23 protein-coding genes, 1 pseudogene and 1 other annotated feature are annotated in these 26,154 nt (G+C 59.1%); of the genes and pseudogenes, 16 read left to right on the top strand and 8 right to left on the bottom strand.

The genetic code is table 11. From position 1 onward, the window contains the following. The first annotated feature begins 95 nt into the window (after nucleotides 1-95). Both M516_RS26265 and M516_RS0102890 read left to right on the top strand, forming a co-directional pair. The gene (locus M516_RS26265) at nucleotides 96-776 is read left to right on the top strand and encodes a competence protein CoiA (RefSeq protein ID WP_081656424.1); all 681 of its coding nucleotides are present in this window, start codon (nucleotides 96-98) and stop codon (nucleotides 774-776) included. A 25-nt stretch (nucleotides 777-801) separates the two neighbouring features. After that, complete coding sequence (locus M516_RS0102890; RefSeq protein ID WP_051188073.1) at nucleotides 802-1,290, top strand: ferritin-like domain-containing protein; 489 nt, start codon at nucleotides 802-804, stop codon at nucleotides 1,288-1,290. A gap of 3 nt (nucleotides 1,291-1,293) precedes the next feature. Here M516_RS0102890 and M516_RS26105 read toward each other — a convergent pair whose 3' ends face one another. Further along, nucleotides 1,294-1,428 (bottom strand): hypothetical protein, encoded by a 135-nt coding sequence (locus M516_RS26105; protein ID WP_255433358.1) that lies wholly within the window; start codon nucleotides 1,426-1,428, stop codon nucleotides 1,294-1,296. A 173-nt stretch (nucleotides 1,429-1,601) separates the two neighbouring features. Here M516_RS26105 and M516_RS22590 point away from each other — a divergent pair, with 173 nt between their 5' ends. The 3 genes from M516_RS22590 (at nucleotide 1,602) to M516_RS22585 (ending at nucleotide 6,289) form a co-directional block, all read left to right on the top strand. Continuing rightward, entirely contained in the window at nucleotides 1,602-2,420 is an 819-nt protein-coding gene (locus M516_RS22590) for a (2Fe-2S)-binding protein (protein ID WP_051188072.1), read from the top strand. A 155-nt stretch (nucleotides 2,421-2,575) separates the two neighbouring features. After that, nucleotides 2,576-3,073 carry a Gmad2 immunoglobulin-like domain-containing protein gene (locus M516_RS0102875; protein ID WP_029097795.1) on the top strand — a complete coding sequence of 166 codons (498 nt, stop codon included), beginning with the start codon at nucleotides 2,576-2,578 and terminating at the stop codon, nucleotides 3,071-3,073. 219 nt (nucleotides 3,074-3,292) lie between these two features. Further along, nucleotides 3,293-6,289 carry a chitobiase/beta-hexosaminidase C-terminal domain-containing protein gene (locus M516_RS22585; RefSeq protein WP_051188071.1) on the top strand — a complete coding sequence of 999 codons (2,997 nt, stop codon included), beginning with the start codon at nucleotides 3,293-3,295 and terminating at the stop codon, nucleotides 6,287-6,289. Nucleotides 6,290-6,420: 131 nt separating this feature from the next. Here the strand turns inward: M516_RS22585 and M516_RS0102865 are convergent, their stop codons facing one another. Together M516_RS0102865 and trpS are read right to left on the bottom strand one after the other, a co-directional pair. Further along, nucleotides 6,421-8,112: a hypothetical protein gene (locus M516_RS0102865; RefSeq protein WP_029097794.1), complete on the bottom strand. Its 1,692-nt coding sequence runs from the start codon at nucleotides 8,110-8,112 to the stop codon at nucleotides 6,421-6,423. Between the two features lie 223 nt (nucleotides 8,113-8,335). After that, nucleotides 8,336-9,322 (bottom strand): tryptophan--tRNA ligase, encoded by a 987-nt coding sequence (gene trpS, locus M516_RS0102860; RefSeq protein ID WP_029097793.1) that lies wholly within the window; start codon nucleotides 9,320-9,322, stop codon nucleotides 8,336-8,338. A gap of 69 nt (nucleotides 9,323-9,391) precedes the next feature. Then, nucleotides 9,392-9,652: a binding site (T-box leader), on the bottom strand. Nucleotides 9,653-9,834: 182 nt separating this feature from the next. Between trpS and M516_RS0102855 the strand changes: the two genes are divergently transcribed. The 5 genes from M516_RS0102855 (at nucleotide 9,835) to M516_RS0102835 (ending at nucleotide 15,621) form a co-directional block, all read left to right on the top strand. Further along, nucleotides 9,835-11,133: a helix-turn-helix domain-containing protein gene (locus M516_RS0102855; RefSeq protein ID WP_029097792.1), complete on the top strand. Its 1,299-nt coding sequence runs from the start codon at nucleotides 9,835-9,837 to the stop codon at nucleotides 11,131-11,133. A gap of 187 nt (nucleotides 11,134-11,320) precedes the next feature. After that, nucleotides 11,321-12,550, top strand: coding sequence for a Zn-dependent hydrolase (locus M516_RS0102850; protein ID WP_029097791.1), 1,230 nt, complete (start codon nucleotides 11,321-11,323; stop codon nucleotides 12,548-12,550). An 89-nt stretch (nucleotides 12,551-12,639) separates the two neighbouring features. Next, nucleotides 12,640-13,818, top strand: a complete 1,179-nt coding sequence (locus M516_RS0102845) for a M20 family metallopeptidase (RefSeq protein WP_029097790.1) — start codon at nucleotides 12,640-12,642, stop codon at nucleotides 13,816-13,818. A gap of 130 nt (nucleotides 13,819-13,948) precedes the next feature. Beyond that, nucleotides 13,949-14,149 carry a DUF3311 domain-containing protein gene (locus tag M516_RS0102840; RefSeq protein WP_029097789.1) on the top strand — a complete coding sequence of 67 codons (201 nt, stop codon included), beginning with the start codon at nucleotides 13,949-13,951 and terminating at the stop codon, nucleotides 14,147-14,149. Beyond that, nucleotides 14,146-15,621: a sodium:solute symporter family protein gene (locus M516_RS0102835; RefSeq protein ID WP_029097788.1), complete on the top strand. Its 1,476-nt coding sequence runs from the start codon at nucleotides 14,146-14,148 to the stop codon at nucleotides 15,619-15,621. The genes M516_RS0102840 and M516_RS0102835 overlap by 4 nt, the downstream gene beginning before the upstream one ends. Before the next feature lie 174 nt (nucleotides 15,622-15,795). On the opposite strand, the gene M516_RS22580 is transcribed toward M516_RS0102835, so the two are convergent. Continuing rightward, nucleotides 15,796-16,272: a substrate-binding domain-containing protein gene (locus tag M516_RS22580; RefSeq protein WP_238550897.1), complete on the bottom strand. Its 477-nt coding sequence runs from the start codon at nucleotides 16,270-16,272 to the stop codon at nucleotides 15,796-15,798. Nucleotides 16,273-16,520: 248 nt separating this feature from the next. Here M516_RS22580 and M516_RS0102820 point away from each other — a divergent pair. The 4 genes and pseudogenes from M516_RS0102820 to M516_RS0102805 all read left to right on the top strand — a co-directional run. Beyond that, nucleotides 16,521-16,817, top strand: a pseudogene (locus M516_RS0102820) (MFS transporter); the annotation flags it as partial. Nucleotides 16,818-16,903: 86 nt separating this feature from the next. Then, nucleotides 16,904-17,596 carry a metal-dependent hydrolase gene (locus tag M516_RS0102815; protein ID WP_035288601.1) on the top strand — a complete coding sequence of 231 codons (693 nt, stop codon included), beginning with the start codon at nucleotides 16,904-16,906 and terminating at the stop codon, nucleotides 17,594-17,596. 210 nt (nucleotides 17,597-17,806) lie between these two features. Further along, a complete protein-coding gene (locus tag M516_RS0102810) occupies nucleotides 17,807-18,649 on the top strand; it encodes an SPFH domain-containing protein (RefSeq protein ID WP_029097785.1) in 843 nt (280 codons plus the stop codon). A 22-nt stretch (nucleotides 18,650-18,671) separates the two neighbouring features. Then, the gene (locus M516_RS0102805; protein WP_029097784.1) at nucleotides 18,672-18,872 is read left to right on the top strand and encodes a type II toxin-antitoxin system antitoxin; all 201 of its coding nucleotides are present in this window, start codon (nucleotides 18,672-18,674) and stop codon (nucleotides 18,870-18,872) included. A gap of 126 nt (nucleotides 18,873-18,998) precedes the next feature. Here the strand turns inward: M516_RS0102805 and M516_RS0102800 are convergent, their stop codons facing one another. From M516_RS0102800 to M516_RS0102775, 4 genes are all read right to left on the bottom strand, one after another. Next, entirely contained in the window at nucleotides 18,999-20,291 is a 1,293-nt protein-coding gene (locus M516_RS0102800; RefSeq protein ID WP_029097783.1) for an amidohydrolase, read from the bottom strand. Between the two features lie 799 nt (nucleotides 20,292-21,090). After that, the gene (istB, locus tag M516_RS0102790; RefSeq protein WP_029097781.1) at nucleotides 21,091-21,858 is read right to left on the bottom strand and encodes an IS21-like element helper ATPase IstB; all 768 of its coding nucleotides are present in this window, start codon (nucleotides 21,856-21,858) and stop codon (nucleotides 21,091-21,093) included. After that, the gene (gene istA, locus M516_RS24545) at nucleotides 21,855-23,078 is read right to left on the bottom strand and encodes an IS21 family transposase (protein WP_081656422.1); all 1,224 of its coding nucleotides are present in this window, start codon (nucleotides 23,076-23,078) and stop codon (nucleotides 21,855-21,857) included. Before istA ends, istB begins: the two co-directional genes overlap by 4 nt. Before the next feature lie 449 nt (nucleotides 23,079-23,527). Beyond that, nucleotides 23,528-23,941: a DUF5412 domain-containing protein gene (locus M516_RS0102775; protein WP_029097778.1), complete on the bottom strand. Its 414-nt coding sequence runs from the start codon at nucleotides 23,939-23,941 to the stop codon at nucleotides 23,528-23,530. Between the two features lie 287 nt (nucleotides 23,942-24,228). On the opposite strand from M516_RS0102775, the gene M516_RS0102765 reads away from it, so the two are divergent. Together M516_RS0102765 and M516_RS0102760 are read left to right on the top strand one after the other, a co-directional pair. Next, nucleotides 24,229-25,080, top strand: coding sequence for a MurR/RpiR family transcriptional regulator (locus M516_RS0102765; RefSeq protein WP_029097777.1), 852 nt, complete (start codon nucleotides 24,229-24,231; stop codon nucleotides 25,078-25,080). 14 nt (nucleotides 25,081-25,094) lie between these two features. Further along, nucleotides 25,095-26,138 (top strand): serine hydrolase domain-containing protein, encoded by a 1,044-nt coding sequence (locus M516_RS0102760; RefSeq protein ID WP_029097776.1) that lies wholly within the window; start codon nucleotides 25,095-25,097, stop codon nucleotides 26,136-26,138. Nucleotides 26,139-26,154: the final 16 nt, after the last annotated feature.

Raw genomic sequence — 26,154 nt, 5'->3', positions numbered from 1 at the left:
CCAGCCGCGGCGAATGGAGCCGTAGGCCGATCCGCACCTCGGCACGTCGACAGCCGTCTCATGCGCAAGTTGCGCACGGGACGGCTGTTTTTATTATGTTCGGCTTCTTTCGGGAGTGGACGACCTGCTTTCTCCGTTTTTTTGTCCGTCCGGCAGGAGGTACAAGGGTAAAGAGGGGGGATGATCATTTGGAGAAATGCCAGCACACCGACGGTTTTTGCGTTGGGGCGAACGAGTATGACAAATCTTTGCTGCGGAGATGGTCGACGAAAAGTTTGCGCTGCTTGTTGTGTCACGGTCCGGTCAAATACCGGCACGGTCCAAAGATAAAGCCCCATTTTGCTCATGTAGCGAGGGCAGTTTGTGAGTACCGGGAGCCGGAGACCCATGAGCATGTCTGCGGCAAAGAGGTGATCAAGCAGTGGGTGAGCAGTCTGTTTCCCGCTAACAACACTACTGTGGAAGCGTGTGTATCAAACGGCAATCAGCGAGCGGACGTTCTCACCGTATTTCCGGACGGACAGCAATTGTGCATCGAGTTTCAATGTTCGCCCGTGCCTTTGGAAGTATTGCGAAAAAGAATGAAGGGTTACGAAGAAAACGGAATCGCTCAACTATGGATCATCGGGAATTCACGTTTCCGTGGAAAGCCGTTAAACCGGTTCCGGCTGCATGCATGGGAGGATGTGATTCGCCAACGGCACAAGCCCGGCTATTATGCCGTTCCCGCCGTTGCCATGCTCCTTTTGCCGGGCAGGCGCATATCCTGTAGGTGAATCACGACAAAGGAGACAGGACGAGATGAGTGGATACTGGTACGGACCTTATCGGTACACATCTTACATGCCCTTGCGGCACGCCGCGCTGGAGGGGTACGATGACCGGATGAAGGTCGTCCTCCGGATGATACAGGAAGGCATCGCAGGAGAGCGGCAGGATGAGCTGTTTTACGACTACCTGATCGGGAAAGCGCCGACCGAGCAGGAAAAACAGGTGATTGCCGGCATTCGCGATGACGAGCGGAAACACCGCCGGCTGTTTCTCCAGCTCTACGGCCAGTTGACCGGACAGCGTCCTGTGACGCATGACGAGAACGAGGCGTTCCAGCCTCCGGAGAGCTATCTGGCCGGGATTGAACAGGCCCTGTTTGGCGAACTGAAAGCGTTCGAACGTTACCGCACCATCTATAAATACATTCCGCTGCAGTATCGGGATACCGTGTTTGAAATCATGACCGACGAGCTGAAGCACGCCAGCTATTACAACTGGCTGTACGCCAAGAACAGGTGACGCTTAAGCGACGGCCGCCGCTCCTGTGGGGGAGCGGTTGAAAATCGACCGATACCGGCAGGCAGACCGAAACCGCCCGAAATCGGAGCGGTTTTTTACCGCTTCCTGAAACGGCACGACGTACGCGCTGCGCAGCAAGACCGGCTTCCCCGAAAGGGCTTCGGCCGAAGCGTGTCTGCCTGGCCCGAAGGCGCGCATCCGGCTGTTGTAGGGCCCATGACATTGTAGTACAATGATACAAACACACGTGAAAACAATAATCACTATCAATAAATGAGCCGCAAACATTGCCTGAACCGGAGATGATGACCATGCAGCAAGCAGACTTTGACAAACTGGAGCGGCACTTTTTTACCAGCAGGCGGGAGATGGCGAACGTCGTCTGGTCCGGCCCCGCGTCCGAGCTGTTGGAAACAGCGCAGATGTCCAGCCTGATCGGCGTGTACGCCCGACTGATCAAAGCGCCGGACCCGGCACCGGCCGCCACCTATTTCAGCGGGTGGCTGTGCGGACCGGCCCTGGCCGTGCAGTACGCGATGTCCGTCTGGAACAAGGCGTTTGACCTGTCGCTGAACAACCTCACCGTGCAGTTGTACGCCCAGGACGGCTACCACCGGTTCTCGTTCATGCTCAACCGCTGGGCGGAGCAGGACGGGCCGGCCGACGAGGCGGCGAGAGCGGAGTGGCGCGGCAGGGTGCTTCAGGATGTGTACGGGAACACGGTCAGGCCGCTCTTGGAGGCCGTTTCGGCAGCGGCCGGGGTAAACGTCAGCCAGTTATGGGGACAGCTTCCGGCCCGCTTTCAATACGAACGGGACGGATGGCTCAAGGAGACGGAGCAGGAGCTGTTGCGCCGCCGGATCGCCGACGACTTCCGCTTTCTGACCGAGCAGCTTGACCCGCAGGTATTCGGCCGAACGAAAAATCCGTTGGGGGTGAAACTGCGGCTGATCGAAGACCCGTTCGATCCCGACCGGCAAGTCAGCATGAAAAGCGCCTGCTGTCTCTACTACCGCACGGAAGGAGGCCGTTACTGCTACACCTGTCCTCGCCTGAAGGAAGCGGAACGGGCGGACATGAGAGCCAGACTCAGAGCGGAGGCGGCTCTGGCGAAGGCCAAAAGCGAATGACATGCGGCCGCCATCCGCGGCAGGGCCGCCTCTGCATCGGTCGTCCCGCCTCCGCTGCTGCGGAAACGGGTTTTTTTTCCTGCAACAAAGCGCTGCGGACACCGTCTTACTTATTAAGAATAAAGAAACATCCCAACATGAATCGGGGGGATACCATGCGCAGGTTTCTTGTGCTCTGCCTGCTGGCCGGGCTGCTGCAGGGCTGCGCGGCGTCGGAAGAGAAGCCGAACGACCAGGCCCAACCCGGCACGGCGCCCGCTACGGCTCCATCGGATCAACCGCCCGCCACGGCTCCGTCAGAACCGCCGAACGATGCCGCTCCGGCACAGCCGGATGCCGGACAATCGCAACCCCGGTACGAGAACGACCGGTTTCAAGACGTGACCGTGAAAAAGACAAAAGAAGATACGTTTGAAGTAAAAGGGAAAGCCCGCGTATTTGAAGGCGTCGTTCACTACGTCGTCGAGGACGGTCATAATGAACTGGCAGCGGGGGTCACCCAGGCGTCCGCCGGGGGGCCCGAGTGGGGAGCGTTTCACTTTACGCTTTCCGTGAAAAAGGAGAATCCCAATACGTCGCTCACGCTGATCTTGTTTGAAGAAAGCGCAAAAGACGGCAGCAGAACGATGGAACTTCCCGTCCCGCTGCCCTGACGTCCGTCCGGACAGACGACCCGCGCACTCCGCTCGGGTCTTTTTTTGTGTTGTACGGATCTTGTCCCCGGGCCGGCAGGTGCGTAAATAGGGCGGCGGTCCGAGCCATCCCCCGCGTTTTTCATACCAAAGCTCCATTCAATCTTTGTGATTTATTTACATACAATTTAGACAACTTGTGTAGAATCAGGAATGAATTTCCATGCAGGAAGGAAAGGGATGGGGACGATGGACAAGGAACGCAAGGTACAGGGGCGCTGGCGAAAACGATTGCTGGCGGCGGTGCTGGCCGGCTGCGTCATGCCCGCCGGACCGCTGCCCCAAGCGGGAGCGGAAACGGCCGGCCACGTGGTCATCAGCGAGGTGTTTGGCGGCGGCGGCAGCAGCGGCGCGGCGTATCGGCACGACTATGTCGAGCTGTACAATCCGACCGAAAAGGCCGTGACGCTGGACAACTGGTCGGTTCAGTACGCCTCCGCCACGGGCACGACGTGGCAGAAGACGGAGCTGTCCGGCAGCATTCCGCCGCACGGCTACTTCCTGATTCGGGAAGGGGGCGGCAGCGACGGGGCCAGCCTGCCCGCACCGGACGCCTCGGGAGGCATCGCCATGAAAGCGACGCAGGGGAAGGTGGCGCTGGTCAGCCACAGCCAACTGCTGTCGGGTGCCGATCCCGCCGGACAGCCGGGGGTCATCGACTTTGTCGGATACGGCAGCACAAACGCTGCCGAGGGAGGCAGCCCCGCCCCCGCACCGTCCGTCGTGACCAGTGTGTCCCGCAAAAGCAGCGCGTCCGCGGTGGTGCCGGGGGAGGGGAACGGCTGGGACACCGACCAAAACGGCAGCGATTTTGTCGCCGGCGAGCCGACGCCGAAACACAGCCGCAGTCCGGCGGAGCCGCCGCTCGACAATGGAAGCGATCCGGGCAAAGTGCCGGCCGTGACGGCCCAGCCGCCGGGTCCTGCCGTGTCCGCCGGAACGCTGGTGAAGCTGACGACCCCGCTGGAAGGGGCGGTCATACACTACACCCTGGACGGCACGGAACCGACCACGGCCAGTCCGGTTTATCAGCAGCCGATCGCGGTGGCCGAACCGCTGACGATCAAGGCGTTAGCCGTCAAGGACGGATGGACGGCGAGCGACGTCGCCGTCTACTCCTATACGATACAGGCCGACGTCGTCCGCATCCACGACATCCAGGGGGCGTCCCACGCGTCGCCCTACACAGGCGTGACGGTGGCAAACGTGGAAGGGATCGTCACGGCAGTCGCTGCGGGAGGGAGCGGCACGACCGGCTTTTACATGCAGGACCCTGAGCCGGACAGCGATCCGCGCACGTCGGAAGGCCTCTACGTCTACGAGCCGAACGCCCGGGTAAAGGCGGGAGACCGCGTCCAGGTGAGCGGGATCGTCAAGGAGTACGTGAGCAAAAGCCGGCAGGAAACCGACCTGACGCTGACGGAGATCGACGCGACGTCCGTCCGGGTGCTGGCGAGCGATCAGCCGCTGCCCGCCCCGGTTGTGCTGGGAGAGGGGGCGTATTCCTTCCCGCACCGCGTGATCGACAATGACAGCTTTGCCCGCTTCGATCCCGAGGAGGACGGCATCGATTTCTGGGAGAGCGTGGAAGGGATGCTCGTCCAGGTGAATCATCCCCGTGTCGTGGGGGCGACGGAGACGTTTGCCAACCCGCCGAGCGCGGAGTTCGTCATCGTCGCCGACGGGGCCAATCCGGACGAGGTGCGCACCCCCGCGGGCGGCGTCGCGATCGCCGAGGACAGCTACAACCCGGAGCGGATCACGGTGGCCGACAAACTGGTCGCAGGGGCGCCCGCCGCAAAAGTGGGCGATACCTTTGCGGGGCCGATCGTCGGGGTGATCGACTACAGCTTTGCCAACTACAAACTGTACAACACCGAGCCGCTGCCGGCGCTGGTGAACGGCGGCCACGAACGGGAAGTCACGGCGCTCGAACCGCAGGCGGATCGCGTGACGATCGCCTCCTTCAACATCGAGAACTTCTCCGCCCGCGCGGATGCGGAAAAAGTGAGGCGCATTGCCGACTCGATTGTCGGCAATCTGAAGCGGCCGGACATCCTCGGCCTGATCGAGATGCAGGACAACAGCGGCCCGCAGGACGACGGCGTGACCGATGCCAGTCAGTCGGCGCAGGTGCTGATTGACGCCGTGGCGAAGCGGGGCGGCCCCGCCTACCGGTACGTGGACATCGCGCCCGAAGACAAGCGGGACGGCGGACAGCCGGGCGGCAACATCCGCGTCGGGTTCCTGTACAACCCCGAGCGCGTCCGGTTGGCCGAGCGGCCGGCGGGGGATGCCGTCACCGCCGTTCGCGTGGAAACGGAGCAGGGCATGGCCCGCTTGTCCCACAACCCGGGCCGTATCGACCCGGCCAACCCGGCGTTTGCCAACAGCCGCAAACCGCTTGCCGCCGAATTTTGGTTCGGCGACAAACCGCTGATCGTGATCGCCAACCACTTCAACTCCAAAGGAGGGGACACCCCCTTGTTCGGCGTCCGGCAGCCTCCCGTACTCGCGAGCGAAGCCCAGCGGGTGGAGATCGCCAAGGCGGTCAACGGGTTCGTCCGCGACATCCACGCCGCCGATCCGCAGGCCAACGTGGTCGTGCTCGGCGATCTGAACGACTTCCCGTTCTCCCGTCCACTGCGGACGCTGGAAGGGGACGTGCTCCGCAACATGGTGGAAACGCTGCCGGCCGGCGAGCGGTACACCTACGTGTACCAGGGCAACTCCCAGGCGCTCGACCACATCCTCGTCAGCCGCCACCTGGCGGAGCGCACAACCGTTGACATCGTCCACATCAACGCCGATTTCACCGGCGAACAGGGGCGGGCCAGCGACCACGACCCGGTGCTGGTGCAGATCGACCTGTCCGAGCGGAACGGGGGGCAGTCCCCTGACGTGCGGGCGCTCATCGTCCGGGAACGTCACGTCAAGCTGCGGCCCGGAAGCGAAGTGCGGCTTCAGGTGGCGGCCGTTTTGGGGAAAGGCGGGCGGCGGGACGTGACCACGGAATGCGTCTACACGTCCAGTGAGCCTGACCTCGTCGCCGTGAGCCCGGAAGGCGTCATTCGCGCGGCGGATCACGCCAAAAACAGTGACCGGGCGGTCCTCACCGTCTCGTACGGCGGCCAAACGGCCAAGGTGCAGGTGACGGTCACCGGCGAAGCGGAGTGAAAACCGGCCCGGCATGTCCATTCGAAGGCCCGTTCGCAGCGGAATGGGCCTTCAGGGAAGGGCCTCTCCATCCGGAAATGGCAAACCCACCGGGATGTTCCGGTGGGTTTGCCTGTGGTGCGCCCGGCCGCTTATTCCTTGGCCGTCTTCCAGTATTCGTATGCGTGGACGGCGTTCCCCTTGTACGACGGGTGCTCCGACAAAAGCCTGGGCAGCTTGGCGAGCTGCCGCATCATTTCCGCTTTCCCTTCCTCGAAAAAGGTAATGTGCTCTCCTTCTCCGCTTTCCTTCATTTCCACGGCGATGATCAGCTTCTTGTCCAACTCGTCGGCAAACATCATTTCGTCCTTGGCCACGGCGGCGATGCCTCCCGGTCCTTCGGCGTAGTCGCGAAAGGCCATCAGCGTCACGTGGTCCAGCCGGTCGATCACCCACTTGCTGAAAGAGGTTCCGGGTTCGTCCGGGACGTCAAACTGGTCCAGCCAGACGGCCAGGTCGCAGCTTGTCTCCAGGTTGCTCTCCCGTTTCGTCTCTTCCACGAACGCGTCGAGATTGCCCATCCACTGCCGCAGCACATCGTTCGTGTCCTGCCGCCAGACGGGCATGACGTAGGGCTCGATGTCCAGATGGATGCCGCGGAACTGCTGATTGGGGGCGACATTCCGATTGTAGTCTTTCACGTAGCGGACCAGCTTCAGCATCCGCTCCCGGTACTGCTCCAGGGCCCAGATCGGGTGTCCGCCCATCGCGTGTACTTCGATTCCGGCAGCCGTCGCCTTTTCCACAAAATCGGCGTACGCCTCGTAGGGCTGCTGCAGGTCCAGCCGCACGTACAGCAGATTGATTCCCTGCTCTTTGGCAAAGGCGAGAATCTCGTCCCCTTCGGTGATGGCGTGCTCGGCGTGCCACACGTACGTGCCGAGAACCGGCTTCGTCGTCGTGTCCGTAGGCTTCCGCAGGTTTTGCCAATGGCGGTAATCGTGAACCGCGACGCCGCCGAAAGACGAATGGCCACCCAGCCGCGACGTCACCTCGGCGAGCTGCGCGTCCATCGCTTCCGCTCCCTCCTCAAAAAACGAGGTGTGCGGATCGTGCGGCATCTCTTTTGTGTTGACCGCGATGATCACCTGTTTGCCGAGGGCGTCCGCCGCCTCCAGCTCGTCCTTGACCAACGCTTCGATGCCATTGGGGCCGTCCACCGTGTCGCGGTACGCCATCAGGGTGACGTGGTCAAACGTGTCGATCATCCATGTGCTGAACGGCGTACCGGCTTGTCCCGGCACAGGCGTTTGATCGAACCAGACGGCCAGGTCGGTGCCCACTTCCAGACCGTCCTCCTCTCTGGCTGCGGCCACAAACGCCTCGATGTTGCCCATCCACTGTTTCAGCACGGCGGGCTGATCGTCGTACCACTCGTCAAGCAGGTACGGCTCGATATCCAGGTGCACCCCCCGTATGCGTTCCTCCTGGTCCACCGAGCGGTTGTACCGTTTTACCCAGTCCACGAGGCCGAGCATTCGCTCCCGGTCGACGGCAAGGGCCCAGCGCGGATGGCCGCCCAAGGCGTGCACGTCGATGCCGGCCAATCGGGCCTCCCGGATGAACGGACGGTAGTAGTCAAAGGGCTTTTCCCTGTCGATGCGCAGATAGATCAGATTGATCCCTTGGCTTTTGGCAAAGTCGAGAATCTCTTGGCGTTGGGTGTCGATCAGCTCTGCCTGCCAGATCCAGGTTGCTTTTTTCCCCTTGTCGGGCGACGAAAAGCCGACCAGCAAACCGGCAGCCAGACAGAGCAGCAGGTAGAGAAAACGGGCTGGTTGCATGGCATGATCCTCCGTCGGGAAAGTTGGCGCGAACGGGCCGCTTGTCAAGCGGGAGAACCGCTTTCGCTCGGGGGGCATTTACACTTTTCCCATCTTATTACAAGGGGAAAACCATCCACAAGTGAACATTAGCCTACTTTCGGGTATGAAAAAACGGACATAGAAAACGGGCTGCCCCGAAAGGCAGCCTTTTGGCAGGGAGTGTTCCCCGCGTCCGATTCGTTTACAGCCGGGCCATGCCCATGGCCTTTTCCACTTTGTACAGCATCTGGTTGGCGGCACGGTTCGCCTTCTCGGCGCCGGCGGTGAGAATGTCGTCCAGATCCGGCGAGTTGATCAACTGATGGTAGCGTTCCTGGATCGGTCTCAGCGTCTCGATGACCACTTCGGCCAAATCGGTTTTAAAGGCGCCGTAGCCTTTGCCTGCGTACATCTCTTCCAGCTCCTCCAGGGATTTGCCGGAGCAGAGGGAGTAGATGGTCAGCAGGTTGGAGATGGCCGGCTTGTTCTCCTTGTCGTAGCGGACGGCGTTGTCGGAGTCGGTCTGCGCCCGCTTGATTTTTTTCGCGATCGTGTCCGGGTCGTCCAGCATGGAGATGTAGGCGCCCTGGTTGGGATCGGACTTGCTCATTTTCTTGGTACCGTCCTGCAGCGACATGATCCGCGCGCCCACTTCCGCCACGCGGATTTCCGGGATGGTGAAAATCTCGCCGTAGCGGTTGTTGAAGCGGATGGCCAGGTCGCGGGTCAGCTCCAGGTGCTGTTTCTGGTCCTCGCCGACCGGGACGTAGTGCGTGCCGTACAGGAGAATGTCGGCCGCCATCAGCGGCGGATAGGCCAGGAGACCTCCCGGGATGGACTCGCCGCGCCCTTGGGATTTGTCCTTGTACTGGGTCATCCGCTCCAGTTCGCCCACGTAGGAGGTGCAGAGCATGATCCAGCCGAGCTTGGCGTGGGCCGGCACTTCCGACTGGATAAACAGGGTCACTTTCTCGGGATCCAGGCCGACAGCCAGATAGAGGGCGGCCAGGCGGCGGATGTTCTCGCGGAGCGCGGCCGGGTCCTGCGGAACGGTGATGGCGTGCTGGTCGACGATACAGAAGTAGCAGTTGAATTCATCCTGCAGCGGGACGAAGTGCTTCATCGCGCCCAGGTAGTTGCCCAGGGTGAGGATGCCGCTGGGCTGAATGCCGGAAAAAATGGTTTTCATGGGTTGGTTCGCTCCTTTCCAAAATTGACGGTGAAGATGAAGAGCAATAAAAAAGGTCCATCCGCCCACAACAGGGACGGATGAACCGCGGTGCCACCCTTCTTATTTCAATCCACGGCTGTGTGCCCGTGGTTGAAATCGCTTTGTTCCGTACCGGTGATACGGTGTCCGTTGTAACGTGCGGACGCTCACGCCGAAGCCTACTGCCGCCGGGCGGGTTCGGTTCGGAGCTCGGAAGCCCATTCAACATCCAGTTGACGCTGATTCGCACCAGCCATCAGCTCTCTTGAGTCTCCTGTGATGCCTACTCTTCTTCCTCATCGCCATGTACATCCTCTTTGAGCAAACATTTTACCGATTGCCCGGCAAAAAATCAAGGGAGATTCCCACTGGATCGGCCAAAGGGCGGTTCGGTCGGCAGGGCAATGATCGCGGGCCGCGTTTCCTCGCCGGGCCAAATTTGCTAAGGTAAAAGAGTGGGCAAGACAGACTGCGCGAAAGAGGGACGTGTGTTGAAACTCAGACTCGGCGTATTGGGCGCGGACGATTCGCTGGAGATTATCCGATCCGTCGTCCAGGAATTTGGAGAGATTGAATGCCTGCCGATCGTGTACTGGTCGGAGGAGGAGATTTTTGACTTGCTGGAGCCTCACATCGGGGAGGCGGACATGTGGCTGTTTTCCGGCCAGGTGCCGTACGCGATGGTGAAGGAATGGGGCAGGATTCACGCGCCGATGGCCTACGTGCCGCATATCGGCGCCAGCCTGTACCGGACGCTGCTGTACCTCTCGCACGAGGCGGGGATGCGCGTCAACGAGCTCAGCTTTGACACGTTTTCACCCGAGGAGCTCGCCCGTTTCCTGGAGGAAGCGGGCATCGTCCACACGCATCTTTGGCTGAAGCACTACGACGGGGCGATTCATTTCCGCGAACTGGCCGACTACCACGAGCGGCTGTGGCGCGACGGCAGGACGAAGGGAGCCGTCACCTGTCTGCGGACGGCCCAACTGGAGCTGCGGCGGCGCGGTGTCCCCGTCTACCGGGTGCTGCCCACGCGGACGGGCGTCCACTCGGTGATCAGCATGCTTCTGCGCACCCGCGAAATGCTCCAGTTCAAAGACACCCAGATCACCGTGCAGATGATGGAGATCGATTCGTTCCAGGGACTTGCAAGCGGCGCGTTTTCCACCGACGAGCTGCACAATCTGGAGATCAAGACCACGGAGAAGCTGCTCCGCTACGCCAAACAACTGCAGGGATCGCTGAAGACGGCCGGGCCGGGCCGCTACGTCATCTTTACCACCCGCGGCATGCTGCGCGATGTCACGGCCAATTACACGTCCGTCCCCAATCTGGAGGAGCTGTTCGGCATTCGCGGCGAGCTGGTGACGTGCGGGATCGGCGTCGGCAAAACGGCCTACGAGGCGGAAATTCACGCCGGCACGGCGCTGCTGCACGCCAAAGAGCGCGGCCCCGGCACCTGGATGGTCTATTTTGACGACAAACGCATCGTCGGTCCGCTGGGACGGCAGGAGCAGATCACGTACAGCGCCGCCTCCGGCCAGCTCCAGGAAATCAGTCGGCAGACCTCGCTCAGTGTGCAGACGTTGAGCAAGCTGCACTCCATCCTGAAAAAGCGAGGAACGTCGGAGATCAGCGCCCATGAGCTGGCGATGTACCTGCAGATCATGCCGCGCAGCGCCCGCCGCATCCTGATGGAGCTGGAGGCGAAGGGCTTCGCCCAGGTGATCGGCGAAGAGAGTCCGCATCCGCGCGGCCGGCCGCGAAAAGTGTACCGGATTCACCTGTAAGACAGAGGGGGGGGTGCGAAGCGGGCTGCAGCGGCCCGAACTCCCACGCAAAGACTCTTTGCCTGCAACAAGCAAAGAGTCTTTCGTTTGTTTGTTCTTTTCAAAATTACGCGACTATTATAGAATTATGGACATATCCGTAAATTAACCGTTAATCGTTGATTCCATATAGAGGAGGTAGCAGCGAATGATTCATGCGGAACGGCTGTGGGATCGGTTGATGCGGCTCAGCGCCGTCGGCAGGCAGGAATCCGGCGGGGTCACCCGGCTTTCCTTCACGCCGGAAGAGCGGGCCGCCAAGGATCTGGTTCGCGGCTTCATGGAGGAAGCAGGCCTCAGCGTGCGGGAGGATGAAGCGGGCAACCTGATCGGGCGGAAAGAAGGACGCAACCCGCAGGCGTCGGTGGTGCTGGTCGGTTCCCATCTCGACTCCGTCTTCAACGGCGGCAACTTCGACGGTCCGCTCGGCGTGCTGGCGGGCGTGGAAGTGCTGCAGACCATGAACGAACAGGGCGTTACGACGGAACATCCGATCGAGGTGATTGCGTTCACCGACGAGGAAGGGGCCCGTTTCAGCTACGGGATGATCGGCAGCCGCGCCATCGCCGGTCTGCTGAAACGAGAGGAGCTGGAGCACCGGGACAAGGACGGTATCTCCATCGCCGAGGCGATGCGCGCAAGCGGCCTCGACCCCGACGCCGTCGGCAGGGCCGCCCGCCCCAAAGGGAGCGTGAAGGCGTACGTGGAGCTGCACATCGAGCAGGGAAAGGTGCTGGAAAGCCGGGGCCTGTCCGTCGGCGTGGTCAGCGGGGTGGCCGGACCGCTCTGGCTGAAGTTCGTGCTGGAAGGTGAAGCGGGCCACGCCGGCGCCACGCCGATGGCGCTGCGCCGCGATCCGCTGGCAGCGGCGGCCGAGATCATGCTGGTGATCGAGCGCGAAGTACGCCAAACCGGCACCGCGGTCGGCACCGTGGGGCAGGTGACGGTGTCGCCCGGCGGCGTAAACATCATCCCCGGCCGGGTGGAGTTTTCGCTCGACCTGCGCGACGTGGACAAAGCGGTGCGCGACCGCGTGGAGCAGGAGATCGTCCGGCAGGCGGAAGCGATCTGCCGCGAACGGGGCGTGCGGCTCGGCGTGGAGCTGCTGCAGCGCATTCCGCCCGTCGTCTGCTCGGCGGAGATACAGGCGGCCGCCCTGGCAGCCTGCGAAGCGCTGGGGCTGGAGACCATCACCCTGCCGAGCGGCGCCGGACATGACTGCATGCAGTTGACGGAGCTGTGCCCGGTCGGGATGATTTTCGTCCGTTCCCGGGACGGCATCAGCCACAATCCGGCGGAATACACCAGCAAAGAGGACTGCGCGGACGGCGCCAACGTGCTGTACCGAACCGTACTGTCCCTGGCCGAATCGGCTTAATTGTTGAAAAATACAGAATGCGGGACCCCTGGACCGGCGCAAGCTCCGCCGTTTGCAGGGAGGCCGCACATCACAAGGAGGCATGAAAGATGACGACGACAGCCACGCTGAACGAAGCGGTGGAACAGATCAAGGAGCAGGTGATCGCGTGGAGGCGCCATCTGCACCAGCATCCGGAGCTGTCCTTCCACGAGGAACAGACTGCCCAGTTCGTCTACGATACACTCCTTTCGTTCGGCAGCCTGGAAGTGCACCGGCCGACCAAGACCAGCGTCATGGCCCGGCTGATCGGCTCCCAGCCGGGGCGTGTCCTGGCGATGCGGGCGGACATGGACGCCCTGCCGATTACCGAGGAGAACACGTTTGATTTTGCCTCGAAAAATCCGGGCGTGATGCACGCCTGCGGACACGACGGCCACACGGCGATGCTGCTCGGGACGGCCAAGATTCTCTCGGGGATGAAAGACCGGATCAAAGGCGAGGTGCGCTTCCTGTTCCAGCACGCGGAGGAACTGTACCCCGGCGGAGCGGAGGAGATGGTGCAGGCGGGCGTGATGGACGGCGTCGACGTGGTGATCGGCACGCACTTGTGGTCGCCGCTGGAGTACGGCAAGGTCGGCATTTGCCCCGGGCCGATGATGGCCGCTCCGGACACGTTCTGGATCACGGTCCTGGGCAAAGGCGGCCATGCCGCCCTGCCGCACCAGACCGTCGACAGCATCGCCATCGCCGCCCAGGTGGTGACCAACCTGCAGCACATCGTCTCCCGCAACACCGACCCGCTGGACAACCTGGTCGTTTCCGTCACCCAGTTTGTCGGCGGCACGACGCACAACGTGATTCCGGGATCGGTCAGCATCTGCGGCACGGTGCGCAGCTTTGACCAACAACTGCGCGAGAGGGTTCCGGCCCTGATGGAGCGGGTGGTCAAAGGGATTACGGAAGCGCACGGCGCCGCGTATGAGTTCAAGTACGAGTTCGGCTACCGGCCGGTCATCAACGACGCCGAAGTGACCAGGCTGATGGAGGAAGTGGTGGTGGAGACGCTGGGGCCCGAATGGGTGGACCACATCAAGCCGAACATGGGCGGCGAGGACTTCTCCGCCTTCCAGCAAAAAGCGCCGGGCTGCTTCTTCTACGTGGGCGCCGGCAACAAGGAGAAAGGCATCGTCTACCCGCACCACCATCCGCGCTTTACCGTGGACGAAGATGCGCTGCAGGTGGGCGTGAAGTTGTTCGTCAACGCCGCCCGCAAAATCGTGATGTGACCGTCCCCCGGCGATGTCTGCCCGCCGCCCCACGCAGGCGCGGCAGCATCTCTTGACGGGAACAAACCAATCGCGGTCGGACACAGACCGGATCGAACAGGTTCGTACAGAAAAAGAAGGGAGGGTTCCCATGAAGGCGATTCATCTCTTGGCGCTGCTGCCGTTCATCGGCATCCTCGCCTGCATCCCGCTGGTTAACAGCGTCACCCCATACGTGTTCGGCCTGCCGTTTCTCCTCTTTTGGATCGTCATGTGGGTCGTCCTCACATCGGTGATCATGGCTGTCGTGTACAAACTGGACCCGGCGAACAAGGAGGAGGATGCGCAATGAACGCCGCGTTGCTGATCATTTTCGGATTTCTGGCGATCTCCCTCTACCTCGGCATCCGGGCGCGCAAAGGCAAGGACATGAACCTCGAGCAGTGGACGGTGGGGGGACGCGGCTTCGGCACCATTTTCGTCTTTCTCCTGATGGCGGGGGAAATCTACACCACGTTTACGTTCCTCGGCGGCAGCGGCTGGGCCTACAGCAAGGGCGGCCCGACGTTCTACATCATCGCGTACGGCGCGCTGGCCTACGTTCTTTCGTACTGGCTGCTCCCCGCCATCTGGCGCTATGCCAAGGAGCACAAGCTGGTCTCCCAGTCTGACTTTTTCGTCAGCAAGTACAACAGCCCGTATCTGGGCATCCTGGTTTCACTCGTCGGCGTGGCGGCGCTGATTCCCTATCTGGTGCTGCAGCTCCAGGGCCTGGGGATCATCGTGTCGGAAGCGTCGTACGGCAGCATCTCCCGCCAGGCGGCCATCTGGATCGGGACCATCGCCGTCACCGTCTACGTCATGGTCTCGGGCATTCACGGCTCCGCCTGGACGGCGATGCTCAAGGACATCATGATTCTGTTTGTCGTCGTCTTTCTCGGCCTCTACCTGCCGTACCACTACTACGGCGGCATCCAGCCGATGTTTGAAGCGGTGGAAGCGGCGAAGCCCGGATTTCTCGCCCTGCCGGAGAGCGGCATGAGCCCCTCCTGGTTCATCTCCACGGTACTCTTGACAGTGCTGGGCTTCTACATGTGGCCGCACACGTTCGGCTCCGCCTACTCGGCGGAAAACGAGCGGGTGTTCCGAAAAAACGCCATGATCATGCCGCTGTACTCGCTGGTGCTGCTGTTTGTGTTCTTTGTGGGCTTCGCCGCCATTCTGCAGGTGCCCGGCCTGAAGGGAGCGGACGGCGACCTGTCGCTCCTGCGCCTGTCCATCCAGACGTTTGACCCGTGGTTTGTCGGCGTGATCGGGGCGGCGGGCCTGCTGACCGCCATCGTGCCGGGGTCGATGATCCTGATGGCCGCCGCCACGCTGCTGGCGAAAAACGTGTACAAGGTGTTCGCCCCGCAGGCGAGCGACACGCAGATTTCCAAACTGGCCAAGTACCTGGTGCCGGTGGTGGCGCTCATCTCCCTCTACTTTACGTTTGCGGGCGGCAGTGCGATTGTCGCGCTGCTCTTGATGGGGTACAGCCTGGTGACGCAGTTGTTTCCGGCTCTCTTGTTCAGTCTGATGAAGCGCAATGTGGTGACCAAGCACGGAGCAGCGGCCGGCATTGTCGCCGGGGTGGCCACGGTGGCCTACATCACGCTGAGCAAGACCACGGTCGGCAGCCTGTTCCCCTTTTTGCCGCAGGCGATTCAGGATCTGAACGTCGGCATCGTCGCGCTGATCGTCAACGTCGTGGTGATGATGGCCGTCAGCCTGGTGATGCGGAACAGGACCGCGGTCCGCGACAAAAACGCGCACGCCGCGTGACAACATCAAACAGATTGGAAAGAGAAGGAAGATACAATGGGGCTGTTGAAGAGATGGTCAACAGCCCGTTTTTTCTGCAGGAAAAAAAGCCGGCGAGGCGCAGCGGAACCAGGCCGTTCCAACCGCATCCCGGCAGACCGACAACCGCACCGGGCACGCACGGCAAACGGCCCGTCAGGTGATGCGAAACAATTTGTGACAGATGGTGGTTTTGCGCTTCTCGTCCTGCATCCGGGCGATTTGCGCCTTCGTTTCCAGGATGTCGCGCATTGCCTTGGTCAGGCGGCGGTCCCGCTCCTTCAGGCTGCTGCGGATGTAGGCCTCCTGCTTCTCCAGCCGTTCCAGCAGGGCCATCTGCGCGTCCTCCTGCCGCTGCACGTGCCGGGCCAGCATGTGAATCTGCTCCTCCAGCCGTTCGAACGGGGCGGGAGAGCGGGGGACGAGCGGAGCGGCCGCTTCTGTTCGTGCCGGGACCGACGCGGGAGCGGGAGCGGTTCTCGTCACCACCTTGCGGGCCGCTTCCTCCAGCGGAACCAACTGCTCTTTGGTCATTTGGTAAAACGAACGCAGGGCCGCCACATCCGCCTGCCAGTATTCCCGGCGGTTTTGGCTGTCCCGCAAAAACCAGTATCCGTGCTGTTCCAACAGCATGCTCCACTTGCGCAGTGTACTGGCGCCAATCCCGAGCGTCGCGGCCACTTCCCGGCCGGAGTAGGTTTTTCCCTGGCGACCAGTTCAATCACGTTTCCCATACCGATCCCTCCCGTCTTGTCCATGTGGCGTTGGCCCACCAGCCAGTTCGCCATGCCGGCTCTGGCTGAAGCGATTCCTTATTCTGTAAAAGCCTTTCTGTGTGGGCGGGAAAACTCCTGTTGCCAACCGTGCGACAAATTCCTGCACTGTTCGGCCTGGTGGATTTTGCGACGGTTGCTCCCACCCAGATGCTAATCACGCAGTACTTCCGCGGACACTCTGTCGGTCAGATCCTCGGCTGGCTGTTCTTCAGCCATCAGGTCGGATCGGCTCTGGGGGCGTATGTACCGGGCCTCTTGCATCATCACACGGGCGGATATGCCTTGTCGTTTGTCGCCTCCATCGTTTTGCTGGTCGCGGCATCCGCTGTCAATCTGATACTGCCCGAGCCGGATCGGGATGTGAAAGAAAACGTGTGCGCCGAAATCAAAGCCTCCGGATGACGGGAAAGCGATTTGACATGAATTTCATTCCCTTCTATGATCAGAGGGGAAGCACGATTATTGTAGAGGGAAGGAAGGGAGATCACATGTTGGAAATCCGGTATCACGGCCATTCCTGCGTACAGTTGACGAGCGGGGAGCATTCGATCATCGTGGACCCGTTCATCTCCGGCAACCCGCTGGCGGCGACCAAGCTGTCCGACATCCGCGTGCAGTACATCCTGCTGACGCACGGCCACCAGGATCACATTCTCGACGCCGTGGAACTGGCCAAGCAGAACGATGCGACCATTATCGCCACGTTTGAACTGGCCAACTACCTGGCCTGGCAGGGAGCGAAGACGACGGCGCTCAACCTGGGCGGGTCGGCAGCGTTTCCGTTTGGCCGCGTGAAAATGACGCAGGCGTTCCACAGCTCCGGCATGGTGTACGATGAGGAGAAGCGGATCGTCTACCTGGGCATGCCCGGCGGGTTCATCGTGAACATGGGCGGCAAGACCGTGTATCACGCCGGCGATACCGGCCTGTTCGGCGACATGAAGCTGCTCGGAGAGCGCCACGACATCGATGTTGCCTTCCTGCCGATCGGGGATGTCTTCACGATGGGACCGGAAGACGCGGAAACGGCCGCCGAGTGGCTCAAGGCCAAGTTCGTCGTGCCGATTCACTACAACACGTTCCCGCCGATCCAACAGGACGGAGAGGCGTTCGCTGCCCGTCTGAAGGAGAAACGGATCGATGGACAAGCGCTGAAGCCGGGAGAAGTCATTCGTCTGTAAAAGGTTTGCGAAAAAACAAGCAGCGTGCAGTGCGAACTGTACGACAAGCATGGGCAGTCAAACAGGCAGACACAGCCGTTCCTCCCTTTCAAACCGGGAGGGCGGCTTTTTGTGTTTGCCGGGGAGACGTTCTTTACTCCGTACATATCTGAATGATATAATGATGATATCACTTTAAAATGATTATAAATAAGGAAGGGACGTGCGGAAATGACGGAAAAACAGACGTGGGCGCTGAATGGATTTTTCGGTTTGCTGCTGGTTGCGGTGCTTTTTGGATTGGGACTGTATTTCCTCAGCGAGGGCAGTTTGATCGGCATCCTCTTTCTGCTGCTTTTCGCTGCGGGAATCACGGGGTTCTTCATCGTTCATCCCAATGAAGCAAAGGTGCTGATCTTCTTCGGCCAATACCTGGGCAGCGTACGCAGGAGCGGCTTCTGGTGGGGAACGCCGTTTACGATCCGAAAAAAGGTGTCGCTGCGCGTTCGCAATTTCAACAGCGCAAAGCTGAAAGTCAACGATGTGGAAGGAAATCCGATTGAGATCGCGGCTGTCGTCGTGTTTCGCGTGGTCGATTCCGCCAAAGCCTTGTTTGACGTAGACAATTACGAGAAGTTTGTGGAAATTCAAAGCGAAACGGCGCTCAGACACATTGCCAGCAAATATCCCTACGATACATTTGAAGACATGAATGCCAGCTCGCTGCGCGGCAATGCGGATGAAGTCGCTTCGGAGCTGGCCCGTGAACTGCAGCAGCGGCTGCTTGTTGCCGGCGTCGAGGTGTTGGAGGCGCGCCTGACACATCTGGCCTATGCGACGGAGATTGCGGGAGCGATGCTGCAGCGCCAGCAGGCGGCCGCGATCATTGCCGCCCGGAAGAAGATCGTGGAAGGGGCTGTCGGCATGGTTCAGATGGCCGTCAACAAGCTCAAGGAAGACGGCGTGATCGAGCTGGACGACGAGCGAAAGGCGGCCATGGTCAACAACCTGATGGTGGCCATTGTATCCGAGCGGGAAGCTCATCCGGTTATCAATACGGGCTCGATCTATTAAGAGCAGATGCTGGTACAGGGATATGGCCAAAAAGAAGCAGTTTCCCTTGCGAATTGACATGAATTTGTACGAGGTGCTGGAACGGTGGGCGGCCGATGAATTCCGAAGCGTCAATGCCCACATTGAATTCCTGCTTCGGGAATCCGCCAGACGAGCCGGCCGCCTGCCGGCTGGCGGCAAGGAAAAGAACAATCCGGATGAGAACGAACAGGAACCTGACTGATGCCCCTGCGCACACAATCGCAGCGGGTTCGCCGGCACCGCTCCGGGGCCAAAAGGAGCGGAAGAAAGAACAAGCCGTGTTTCCCATTGGGAGCACGGCTTGTTTTTTCCGCGACCGCGTGTTCCGTCACAACCCCTGAACCAGTCTCGCCGCCCGCTTTGCCGCCTCTCTCTTTACGTCTTCCCAGGAGAGGGTCAGCAGTTCACGCCGGCGCATCAGCATGCGGCCGTTGACGAACACGGTGTCGACGTCCCCTCCCTCGGCGCTGTAGGCGATCAGCGAGGCGATGTTGTGGACGGGCTGCAGGTGGGGCTTGTCGAGGTCGATCAGAATGAGGTCCGCCTTTTTGCCCGCTTCCAGCGTCCCCACCTCGTGGTCGATGCCCAGCAGTTTGGAGCTTTCGATCGTCGCCATGCGCAGCGCCTGCTCCGCCGGCAGTCGGGTCGGGTCGCCGTGATCCAGCTTCTGCAGCCAGGTGGCCGCCTTGATTTCCGCAAACATGTCCAGCGTGGTGGCGCTGCCGGCGCCGTCCGTGCCCAGGCCGACGGTGACGCCCTGCGCGAGCATCTCCGCCACCGGCGCGATGCCGCAGCCCAGCTTCAGGTTGCTGACGGGATTGTGGGCGACACCGCCGCGCATCCCGCGCAGGAAGCCGATGTCCCGGCGCGTCAGGTGAACGGCGTGGGCCAAGAGGACGTGATGGTGTTCGAACAGGCCGAGCTGGTACAGGTATTCGGTCGGGGTCTGTCCGTACTTGTCGCGGATTTTGACCGTCTCCTCGACGGTTTCGGCCAGGTGGATGTGGATGGGAACGCGCCGCTCCCGGGCCAGCGCGATCACCTCCCGCAGCGGCTCGGGCGGGCAGGTATAGGGGGCGTGCGGGCCAAACATCGTGGTGATGCGCCCGCCGCCCGCGCCTGACCACTTTTCCACCAGGTCGATCCCTTCCTGCATTCGCCTGCCGCCGTCATCCTGGAGAAAGACCAGCCCCCGGGTGAGCGAGGCCCGCATCCCGCTGTCCAGCACCGCCTGTCCCACCGCGTCCATGCAGACGTACATGTCGGCAAACGCGGTCGTGCCGGAGCGGATCATTTCCGCTGCGGCGAGCAGCGTGCCCCAGTAGATGTCCTCTTCGGTCATCCGCGCTTCGGCGGGGAGCATCTTTTTCTCCAGCCAGTCCATCAGCTTCAGGTCGTCGGAAAAGCCGCGCAGCAGGGACATGGCGGCGTGGTTGTGGGCGTTGATCAGGCCGGGCATCGCCGCCATCCCCCTGGCGTCGATCACCTCGTCCGCCTCCCGGTCGATGACGGGGGCGACGCCGGCGATCCGCTCGCCCTCGATCAGAATGTCCCCCGCAAACGGCTGATCGCCCTCCCGCATCGTCAGGATCGTGCACCCTTTGAGCAGTGTCGTGTTCATCTGGATTTCCCTCCGCTATGATGGTGATGATGGTGTCGCTTCCAGCGTAAGGGCTGCCGCTGCGGAAAGGTCAAGAGGCGGGGAACCCCCTCGTCTGATATCCCTTTCGTTACTGTTCCGAAAATTTTCATGGAGGGTTGTCTATGCCTGATGCACCCTGCTCAAAATACGGATACACGGAATGATTTCCCAAGGTTTTGCAAACATGTTCGATGCGAATACGCGAGATAGGCATTTCAGTGCTGGGGATGGTATAAAAGCATATGTGGTGAAGCGTTTGCTTGCAGCGGATATGCTCACACTGGAGGCAGGATTGGAAATGATGCAACGCATAGGGGACTTGAGGAACGGTAGATTCACGGAATCACGGGCCATATATACGTTTATCCTGAACATATTTTTTACACTATTAGCTCATTTGACGGATTTCAATTGTAACAGGTTGTCGAGAATTTCTCGACAACCATGATTTTTGTAACGAGTTTTAGTGATAGTTTCAATATTAGGTTTATTTTAATTTGAATGAAAGAATATAGATAATCATAAAAATAACGAGACTCACGATGGAAACTATTCTTCGTTTATTAAATTCCTTCTCATTTTTCTCTACAATCCATTTAATTGCTTCTAAAAAATTGTATATAGCAAGAATGAATAGGATAATCAGTATTCCTAAGTAATAAAATTCCACATTAATACCTCCCTTAGTGTTTTGAAAAATATAACACATGTCAACGCCGACTTTACTTTGACCCACCATCGCCGGTTTTGAATTGACCCACCCGGCGATTTTTGTTGGTTAGGTAGAAGAGGGGGAGCCGTAGGCTCCAGTCCTCATTTTTTCACGTAGTCGGTAACTGTTACCTCTAATATTGACGATGTGGGAATGGTGTAAGAGACGATCCAGAATAGCTGTAGCAAGTATCGGATCACCCATCAGTTCCCCCCATTCACCAAAACTCTTGTTACTGGTCAACAGAATACTCCCTCTCTCGTATCTTGCACTTACTACCTGGAAAAAGAGGTTAGCTGCCAAACTGTCAAACGGTAAGTAGCCAATCTCGTCAATAACGAGGAGCTTTGGTCGAATATAGATGCGGAGGCGTTTATCCAGCCTGTTTTCCGCATAAGCTTTTCGCAGATCCTCGATGAGATGCGAGAGACTGACAAAGTAAACGGATATCCCTTGCGAGATGGCTTCTACAGCCAACGCCACCGCCAGATGACTTTTTCCTACTCCGGGAGGCCCTAAGAACAAGACATTCTCGTGTCGGGTTACGAAAGTCATCGTGGCCAACTCTCGAATCATCCGTTCGTCAATGTTGGGTTGGAAAGTAAAATCGAACTCCTCCAGTGTTTTTCGGTAAGGCAAGTGTGCGAGTTTGGTGCGTACCTCCATATTCCGTTTCTGACGTTCCGCTATCTCTGCATCTAGAAGCATGTTGAGAAAGGACAGATAGGTGGGCTGTCCATGGCTTGCCGCTTCCAAATGGGCATCTAAGAGTAGAGCCGCTTGCTGAAGTCCAAGTTCCTCGAGACGTAGCCGTGCCTGTTCCAGTTCGATCATGTTCCCACCCCTGTCAGCTGCTCATAGACATCCAGCGAACGCACTTCCACTTGCTGCGATGAAATCTGTCGGGCTTGCGGACGTGGATAAGCATATCCTTGAGCGATCGTAAGACCTGCATACTGGTTTTCGCAAAAAACAGTTGCACGGGATCGATAGACCTTTTGGTGTCGGGAAATACATGTGCCGTCGGCCCAGATTTCCACCCACCCATTCACTTCTCGCACGGTTACCTCACGTCCACTGTACCTCCATGGAACCCCATATCGCACACCATCGTAGCTAACAAATCCGTCTCGGCTGACCTGTCTGGGTTCATGCAGATATTTTTCCCACCGATCAACGGAAGGGATGGGCGACAGATTTTCCTCACGGAGTCTGTCGGTGGGACGTTCACCGGTTGTTCCATGAATACGGCGGTTAATTCGTTCGCACCAGTGAAGGGCTTGTTGATTGAGATCCTGTAAATCAACGAAGCGCTTGCCAGGAAGAAAGTTGTTTTTTACGTAATGAACGCCTCGTTCCACTTTTCCCTTTGTTTCAGGGCGGCGGACTTTACATACTTTTGGAACAAGCCCAATCGCCGCAGCAAAGTCGGCAAAAAGCGGATGCCAGCGGGGTTTTCGATCGTCTCCCATACCAAGTACGACTGTTTTCATCTGATCGGTCAGCATCACTTTAGGGATACCCCCAAAGTATTCAAATGCATGAATCAAACAGCGCAGAAAGCTGTAGATGTCACAACGCTTGGTAAATTCAATATAGGTGGCACGAGAGTACCCCAATACCATGACAAATACCGGCACTTTTCGGACCGTACCGTCCAGATCTACATAATCACACAGTCCCCAATCAACCTGGGCGTATTCACCAGGTTTCGTCTCGTAACGAAGAACAGCGGGAACTTGTTTGGGAGGACGGAAGTCCTTCACATAGTCTTTCAGGATGGTGCGCCCTCCGGTGTATCCCTTTTCTTGTAGAAGCTCGAATAAAACCTCACAGTTATAGATACCCTCTTGGAGCCGTTCCTGCAGGAACGGTTTGAATGGATCAAGCTTGGAACCACGAGATCTACGGGTTCCCTTTTCGGGGATAAATTCACCCCGGAGATATCGGCGAACTGTATTTCGAGAATTCCCCGTTAGACGGGCAATTTCACGAATACTCTTGCCTTCTGCCCTCATGGTATGTAACGATATCACTATCCCACTCCTTAGCATGTGTCTCCCTCCGAAGTTGTCTTGGCGGACTATTTTCGAAGGGGATATATTCGCTAAGGGTGGGTCATTTTCATTCCGGCGAACCTGGGTCAATTATATCCCGGCGGTGACAACACAAGCCAAAATCCCCCATCAAGGGATTTTGGCTTACCTTAATTAGTAACTAAAAGTTATGCCATAATCAATAAGGTCACTTACTGAATTTGGATCTATAGATAAACCTGCTGGATAAATTCCAAAAGATACAGAACCAGACCATCTTTGATGACCGTATTGGAATTTTACGTTTGTGGTACGCACTACCTTTTTAGAGAGTGCAGTTTAGCGTTCATGCTCAAACTTCCGGGGGTAGTTGAGCTTGAAGGCTTGCCTTCCAAAGCCGACTCTAGCAATTTGCTCATCATGTTCTGCAGATGTAAAAGTATAAACTGTTTGTAATTCCATCTTATTTATTTCGTGAAATTTCCGTTTTTTCTCCAATCATAAACCTCATCCGGTACATCGAGTTGAACACCATTAATCACAACAGTATCGTGATCAGCCCAATGCATCTCCGCAGTACGTTGACTATATTGAAAATAAATATTTTTTGTTTTATTATGCTCTTTGTTAAAAATCAATTCCCCAACAACGGAATAAGACGTCGTCGCCCCCATATCCGACAAGTATGCTTTTACGGTATACGTGCCATCAGGGGACACTTTTTCATCAAGCAAAGCTCCTTTCGGTATGCGTTCCATATCAAAGAAAGCCCAATGGATGCCATATCCGATCAGGCTTGCTAGAAACAAACCGATTACCGCTAAGAAGATGGCTGCCTTTCTTTTCACCTTTTTGCTCTCATGTGCAGCCGCTTCATCCATGCCATGCAAATGCTTTGCCTCCTCTCAGCCTCATTATACCAAAATATACCAAGAACACCCAGCTTAATCAAAGATAGGTCAGCCTGCCTACCCCCTTTTGGATGGAGACGCATGCCTTCATCAAGTCTTTTTTCAAGGAAGCCCAAAACGACAACGTCCTCGATTGTTGCACCTTTCCAACGGGCATTTTTTTGCTGCTGTTGTAATATTGTTTAATAACTGGTGATTGACGTTAGAAATAAAATTTCATAAAATAAAGGGAAGATTTGGTAGAAAGTGGTGTCGGGATGCTGAGCGGAGGTCTTGTCAGTCTGCAAGCGATATTGGAAGAGTTGAAGCCGTCTGAGCGCAAGGTGGCCGATTTCATTTTGGCCCATCCGCAGGAAGTGGTCAAGCTGTCGGTCCAGAAGCTGGCGGAGTTGAGCGGCGTTTCGGAAGCGACGATTATCCGCCTGGCGCGGACGCTGAACATGAAGGGATACCAGGAGCTGAAGCTGAGAATCGCCGGGGATCTGAACAAGCAGTCGGTGGCGGGCAGCTACCAGGAGATCATGATGGAGGGCAGTGTGGACTCGATCATGCAGGCGATCAGTTGGAACAACATCCAGTCGATCAAGGACACGCTCTCCGTCCTCTCCGCCGAAGAGGTGGCGCGGGCGGCCGAGGCGCTGTCCCGGGCCCGCAAGATCGACGTGTACGGTGTAGGCGCCTCCGCCGTGATCGCGGAGGACATCAAGCAAAAGTTTTCCCGCATCAACCTCTGGTGTGAAGCGTATTCCGACTTTCACGCCCAGCTCACGTCGGCCGTCAACCTGACGGAGCAGGACGTGGCGATTGGCATCTCCTACTCGGGGCAGACGGAAGACATCATCCAGTCACTGACGGAGGCGAAACAGCAGGGGGCCGCCATCATCACCCTGACCAAGTTCGGGCCGTCTCCCGTTGCCGATCTGGCCGACATCCGGCTGTTTACCAGTTCGGTCGAAAAAAGCATCCGCAGCGGCGCGATGGCGTCCCGGATCGCCCAGTTGAACGTCATCGACATTTTGTTTATCGCCATGGTCTCCAGAAGGCAGCAGGAAGTGATCCCGCTGCTGGAAAAAACGCGCCTGGCCGTGAGCCGGACCAAGCGGTCGTAGAGGGGGAAGCGGAGATGGAGAGCGTCAAGCGTCTGCTTGCGGATTGGGTGGAGCAGGGGTTGATTCCGGGGGCGGCCTTGCGGGTCGTAAACAGGGACGGCCTCCTCTTCGCCTGTGACGCGGGCCGGACCAGCCTGACGGACGGACAGCCGGTGACGCCGGATACGCTGTTCGACCTCGCTTCGCTGACAAAAGTGACCGCAACCCTGCCTGCCGTCCTGCTGCTGATGCAGGAGGGGCGGCTCGCCCTGGACGATTCCGCAGGCCGCTTCTTTCCCGACTGTCCGGCCGACAAGCGGAGCATCACTGTCGAGCAGCTCCTTACGCATACGGCGGGATTGGCTGCCGACGCGGCGGAACGGCGCAGGGACGGGCACATCCGGCTGCCGGAGCTTTTGTACGGGCGGCCGCTCCTGCATCCGCCCGGCGAGCGCGTGGTGTACAGCGACCTGGGAATGATCTGGCTGGGGCTGCTCGTGGAGAAGCTGACCGGCGAGCCGCTGGACCGCTATGTCAAGCGGCGCGTGTTTGACCCGCTGGGCATGCGGCACACCTGCTTCCGTCCGGATCGACTTATTTTTCGGAATATTGCGTCTACTGAATTTTGCCGTTTGACCAACCGCTTCCTCACCGGTGAGGTGCACGACGAAAAAGCGTACGCGATGGGAGGGGTCGCCGGCCATGCCGGCTTGTTCGCCACCGCCGACGACTTGTGCCGCTACGCCGCGATGTGGCTGGGCGGCGAACCGTCGCCGATCGCCCCCGAATGGAGAGAGCGGGCCGTACGCTGCCGCACGGAGGGAAGGGGAGGGGCGAGAGGCTTGGGCTGGGAGATGAACAGCGCCGGCGAGGGGCTGAGCTGCGGCGGCGGATTCAGCCGGAACAGCTTCGGCCACACCGGCTTTACCGGGACCAGCATGTGGATTGATCCGGAGCGAGGCTGGGCCGTCATTTTCCTCACCAATGCCGTCCATCTCGGTCGCGATCACGCGCTCAGGCGCTTGCGGCCGGTCCTGCACGACGCCGTCACGGCCCGGCTATTGCCGGACCTGACATAAATTGCAGTCCAAACAG

The organism is Brevibacillus thermoruber 423 (genome assembly GCF_000454065.1).
In the GTDB taxonomy this organism is placed as follows: domain Bacteria; phylum Bacillota; class Bacilli; order Brevibacillales; family Brevibacillaceae; genus Brevibacillus; species Brevibacillus thermoruber.
Note: the sequence above shows the minus strand (reverse complement) of the source record. Positions and strands in the feature narration are given on the sequence as shown.

Coding starts and splice junctions, on each gene's coding strand:
- M516_RS26265 (WP_081656424.1), top strand. CDS start 96: ATGTTCGGCTTCTTTCGGGAGTGGACGACCTGCTTTCTCCGTTTTTTT.
- M516_RS0102890 (WP_051188073.1), top strand. CDS start 802: ATGAGTGGATACTGGTACGGACCTTATCGGTACACATCTTACATGCCC.
- M516_RS22590 (WP_051188072.1), top strand. CDS start 1,602: ATGCAGCAAGCAGACTTTGACAAACTGGAGCGGCACTTTTTTACCAGC.
- M516_RS0102875 (WP_029097795.1), top strand. CDS start 2,576: ATGCGCAGGTTTCTTGTGCTCTGCCTGCTGGCCGGGCTGCTGCAGGGC.
- M516_RS22585 (WP_051188071.1), top strand. CDS start 3,293: ATGGGGACGATGGACAAGGAACGCAAGGTACAGGGGCGCTGGCGAAAA.
- M516_RS0102865 (WP_029097794.1), bottom strand. CDS start 8,112: ATGCAACCAGCCCGTTTTCTCTACCTGCTGCTCTGTCTGGCTGCCGGT.
- trpS (WP_029097793.1), bottom strand. CDS start 9,322: ATGAAAACCATTTTTTCCGGCATTCAGCCCAGCGGCATCCTCACCCTG.
- M516_RS0102850 (WP_029097791.1), top strand. CDS start 11,321: ATGATTCATGCGGAACGGCTGTGGGATCGGTTGATGCGGCTCAGCGCC.
- M516_RS0102845 (WP_029097790.1), top strand. CDS start 12,640: ATGACGACGACAGCCACGCTGAACGAAGCGGTGGAACAGATCAAGGAG.
- M516_RS0102840 (WP_029097789.1), top strand. CDS start 13,949: ATGAAGGCGATTCATCTCTTGGCGCTGCTGCCGTTCATCGGCATCCTC.
- M516_RS0102835 (WP_029097788.1), top strand. CDS start 14,146: ATGAACGCCGCGTTGCTGATCATTTTCGGATTTCTGGCGATCTCCCTC.
- M516_RS22580 (WP_238550897.1), bottom strand. CDS start 16,272: ATGCTGTTGGAACAGCACGGATACTGGTTTTTGCGGGACAGCCAAAAC.
- M516_RS0102815 (WP_035288601.1), top strand. CDS start 16,904: ATGTTGGAAATCCGGTATCACGGCCATTCCTGCGTACAGTTGACGAGC.
- M516_RS0102810 (WP_029097785.1), top strand. CDS start 17,807: ATGACGGAAAAACAGACGTGGGCGCTGAATGGATTTTTCGGTTTGCTG.
- M516_RS0102805 (WP_029097784.1), top strand. CDS start 18,672: ATGGCCAAAAAGAAGCAGTTTCCCTTGCGAATTGACATGAATTTGTAC.
- M516_RS0102800 (WP_029097783.1), bottom strand. CDS start 20,291: ATGAACACGACACTGCTCAAAGGGTGCACGATCCTGACGATGCGGGAG.
- istB (WP_029097781.1), bottom strand. CDS start 21,858: ATGATCGAACTGGAACAGGCACGGCTACGTCTCGAGGAACTTGGACTT.
- istA (WP_081656422.1), bottom strand. CDS start 23,078: ATGCTAAGGAGTGGGATAGTGATATCGTTACATACCATGAGGGCAGAA.
- M516_RS0102775 (WP_029097778.1), bottom strand. CDS start 23,941: ATGGATGAAGCGGCTGCACATGAGAGCAAAAAGGTGAAAAGAAAGGCA.
- M516_RS0102765 (WP_029097777.1), top strand. CDS start 24,229: ATGCTGAGCGGAGGTCTTGTCAGTCTGCAAGCGATATTGGAAGAGTTG.
- M516_RS0102760 (WP_029097776.1), top strand. CDS start 25,095: ATGGAGAGCGTCAAGCGTCTGCTTGCGGATTGGGTGGAGCAGGGGTTG.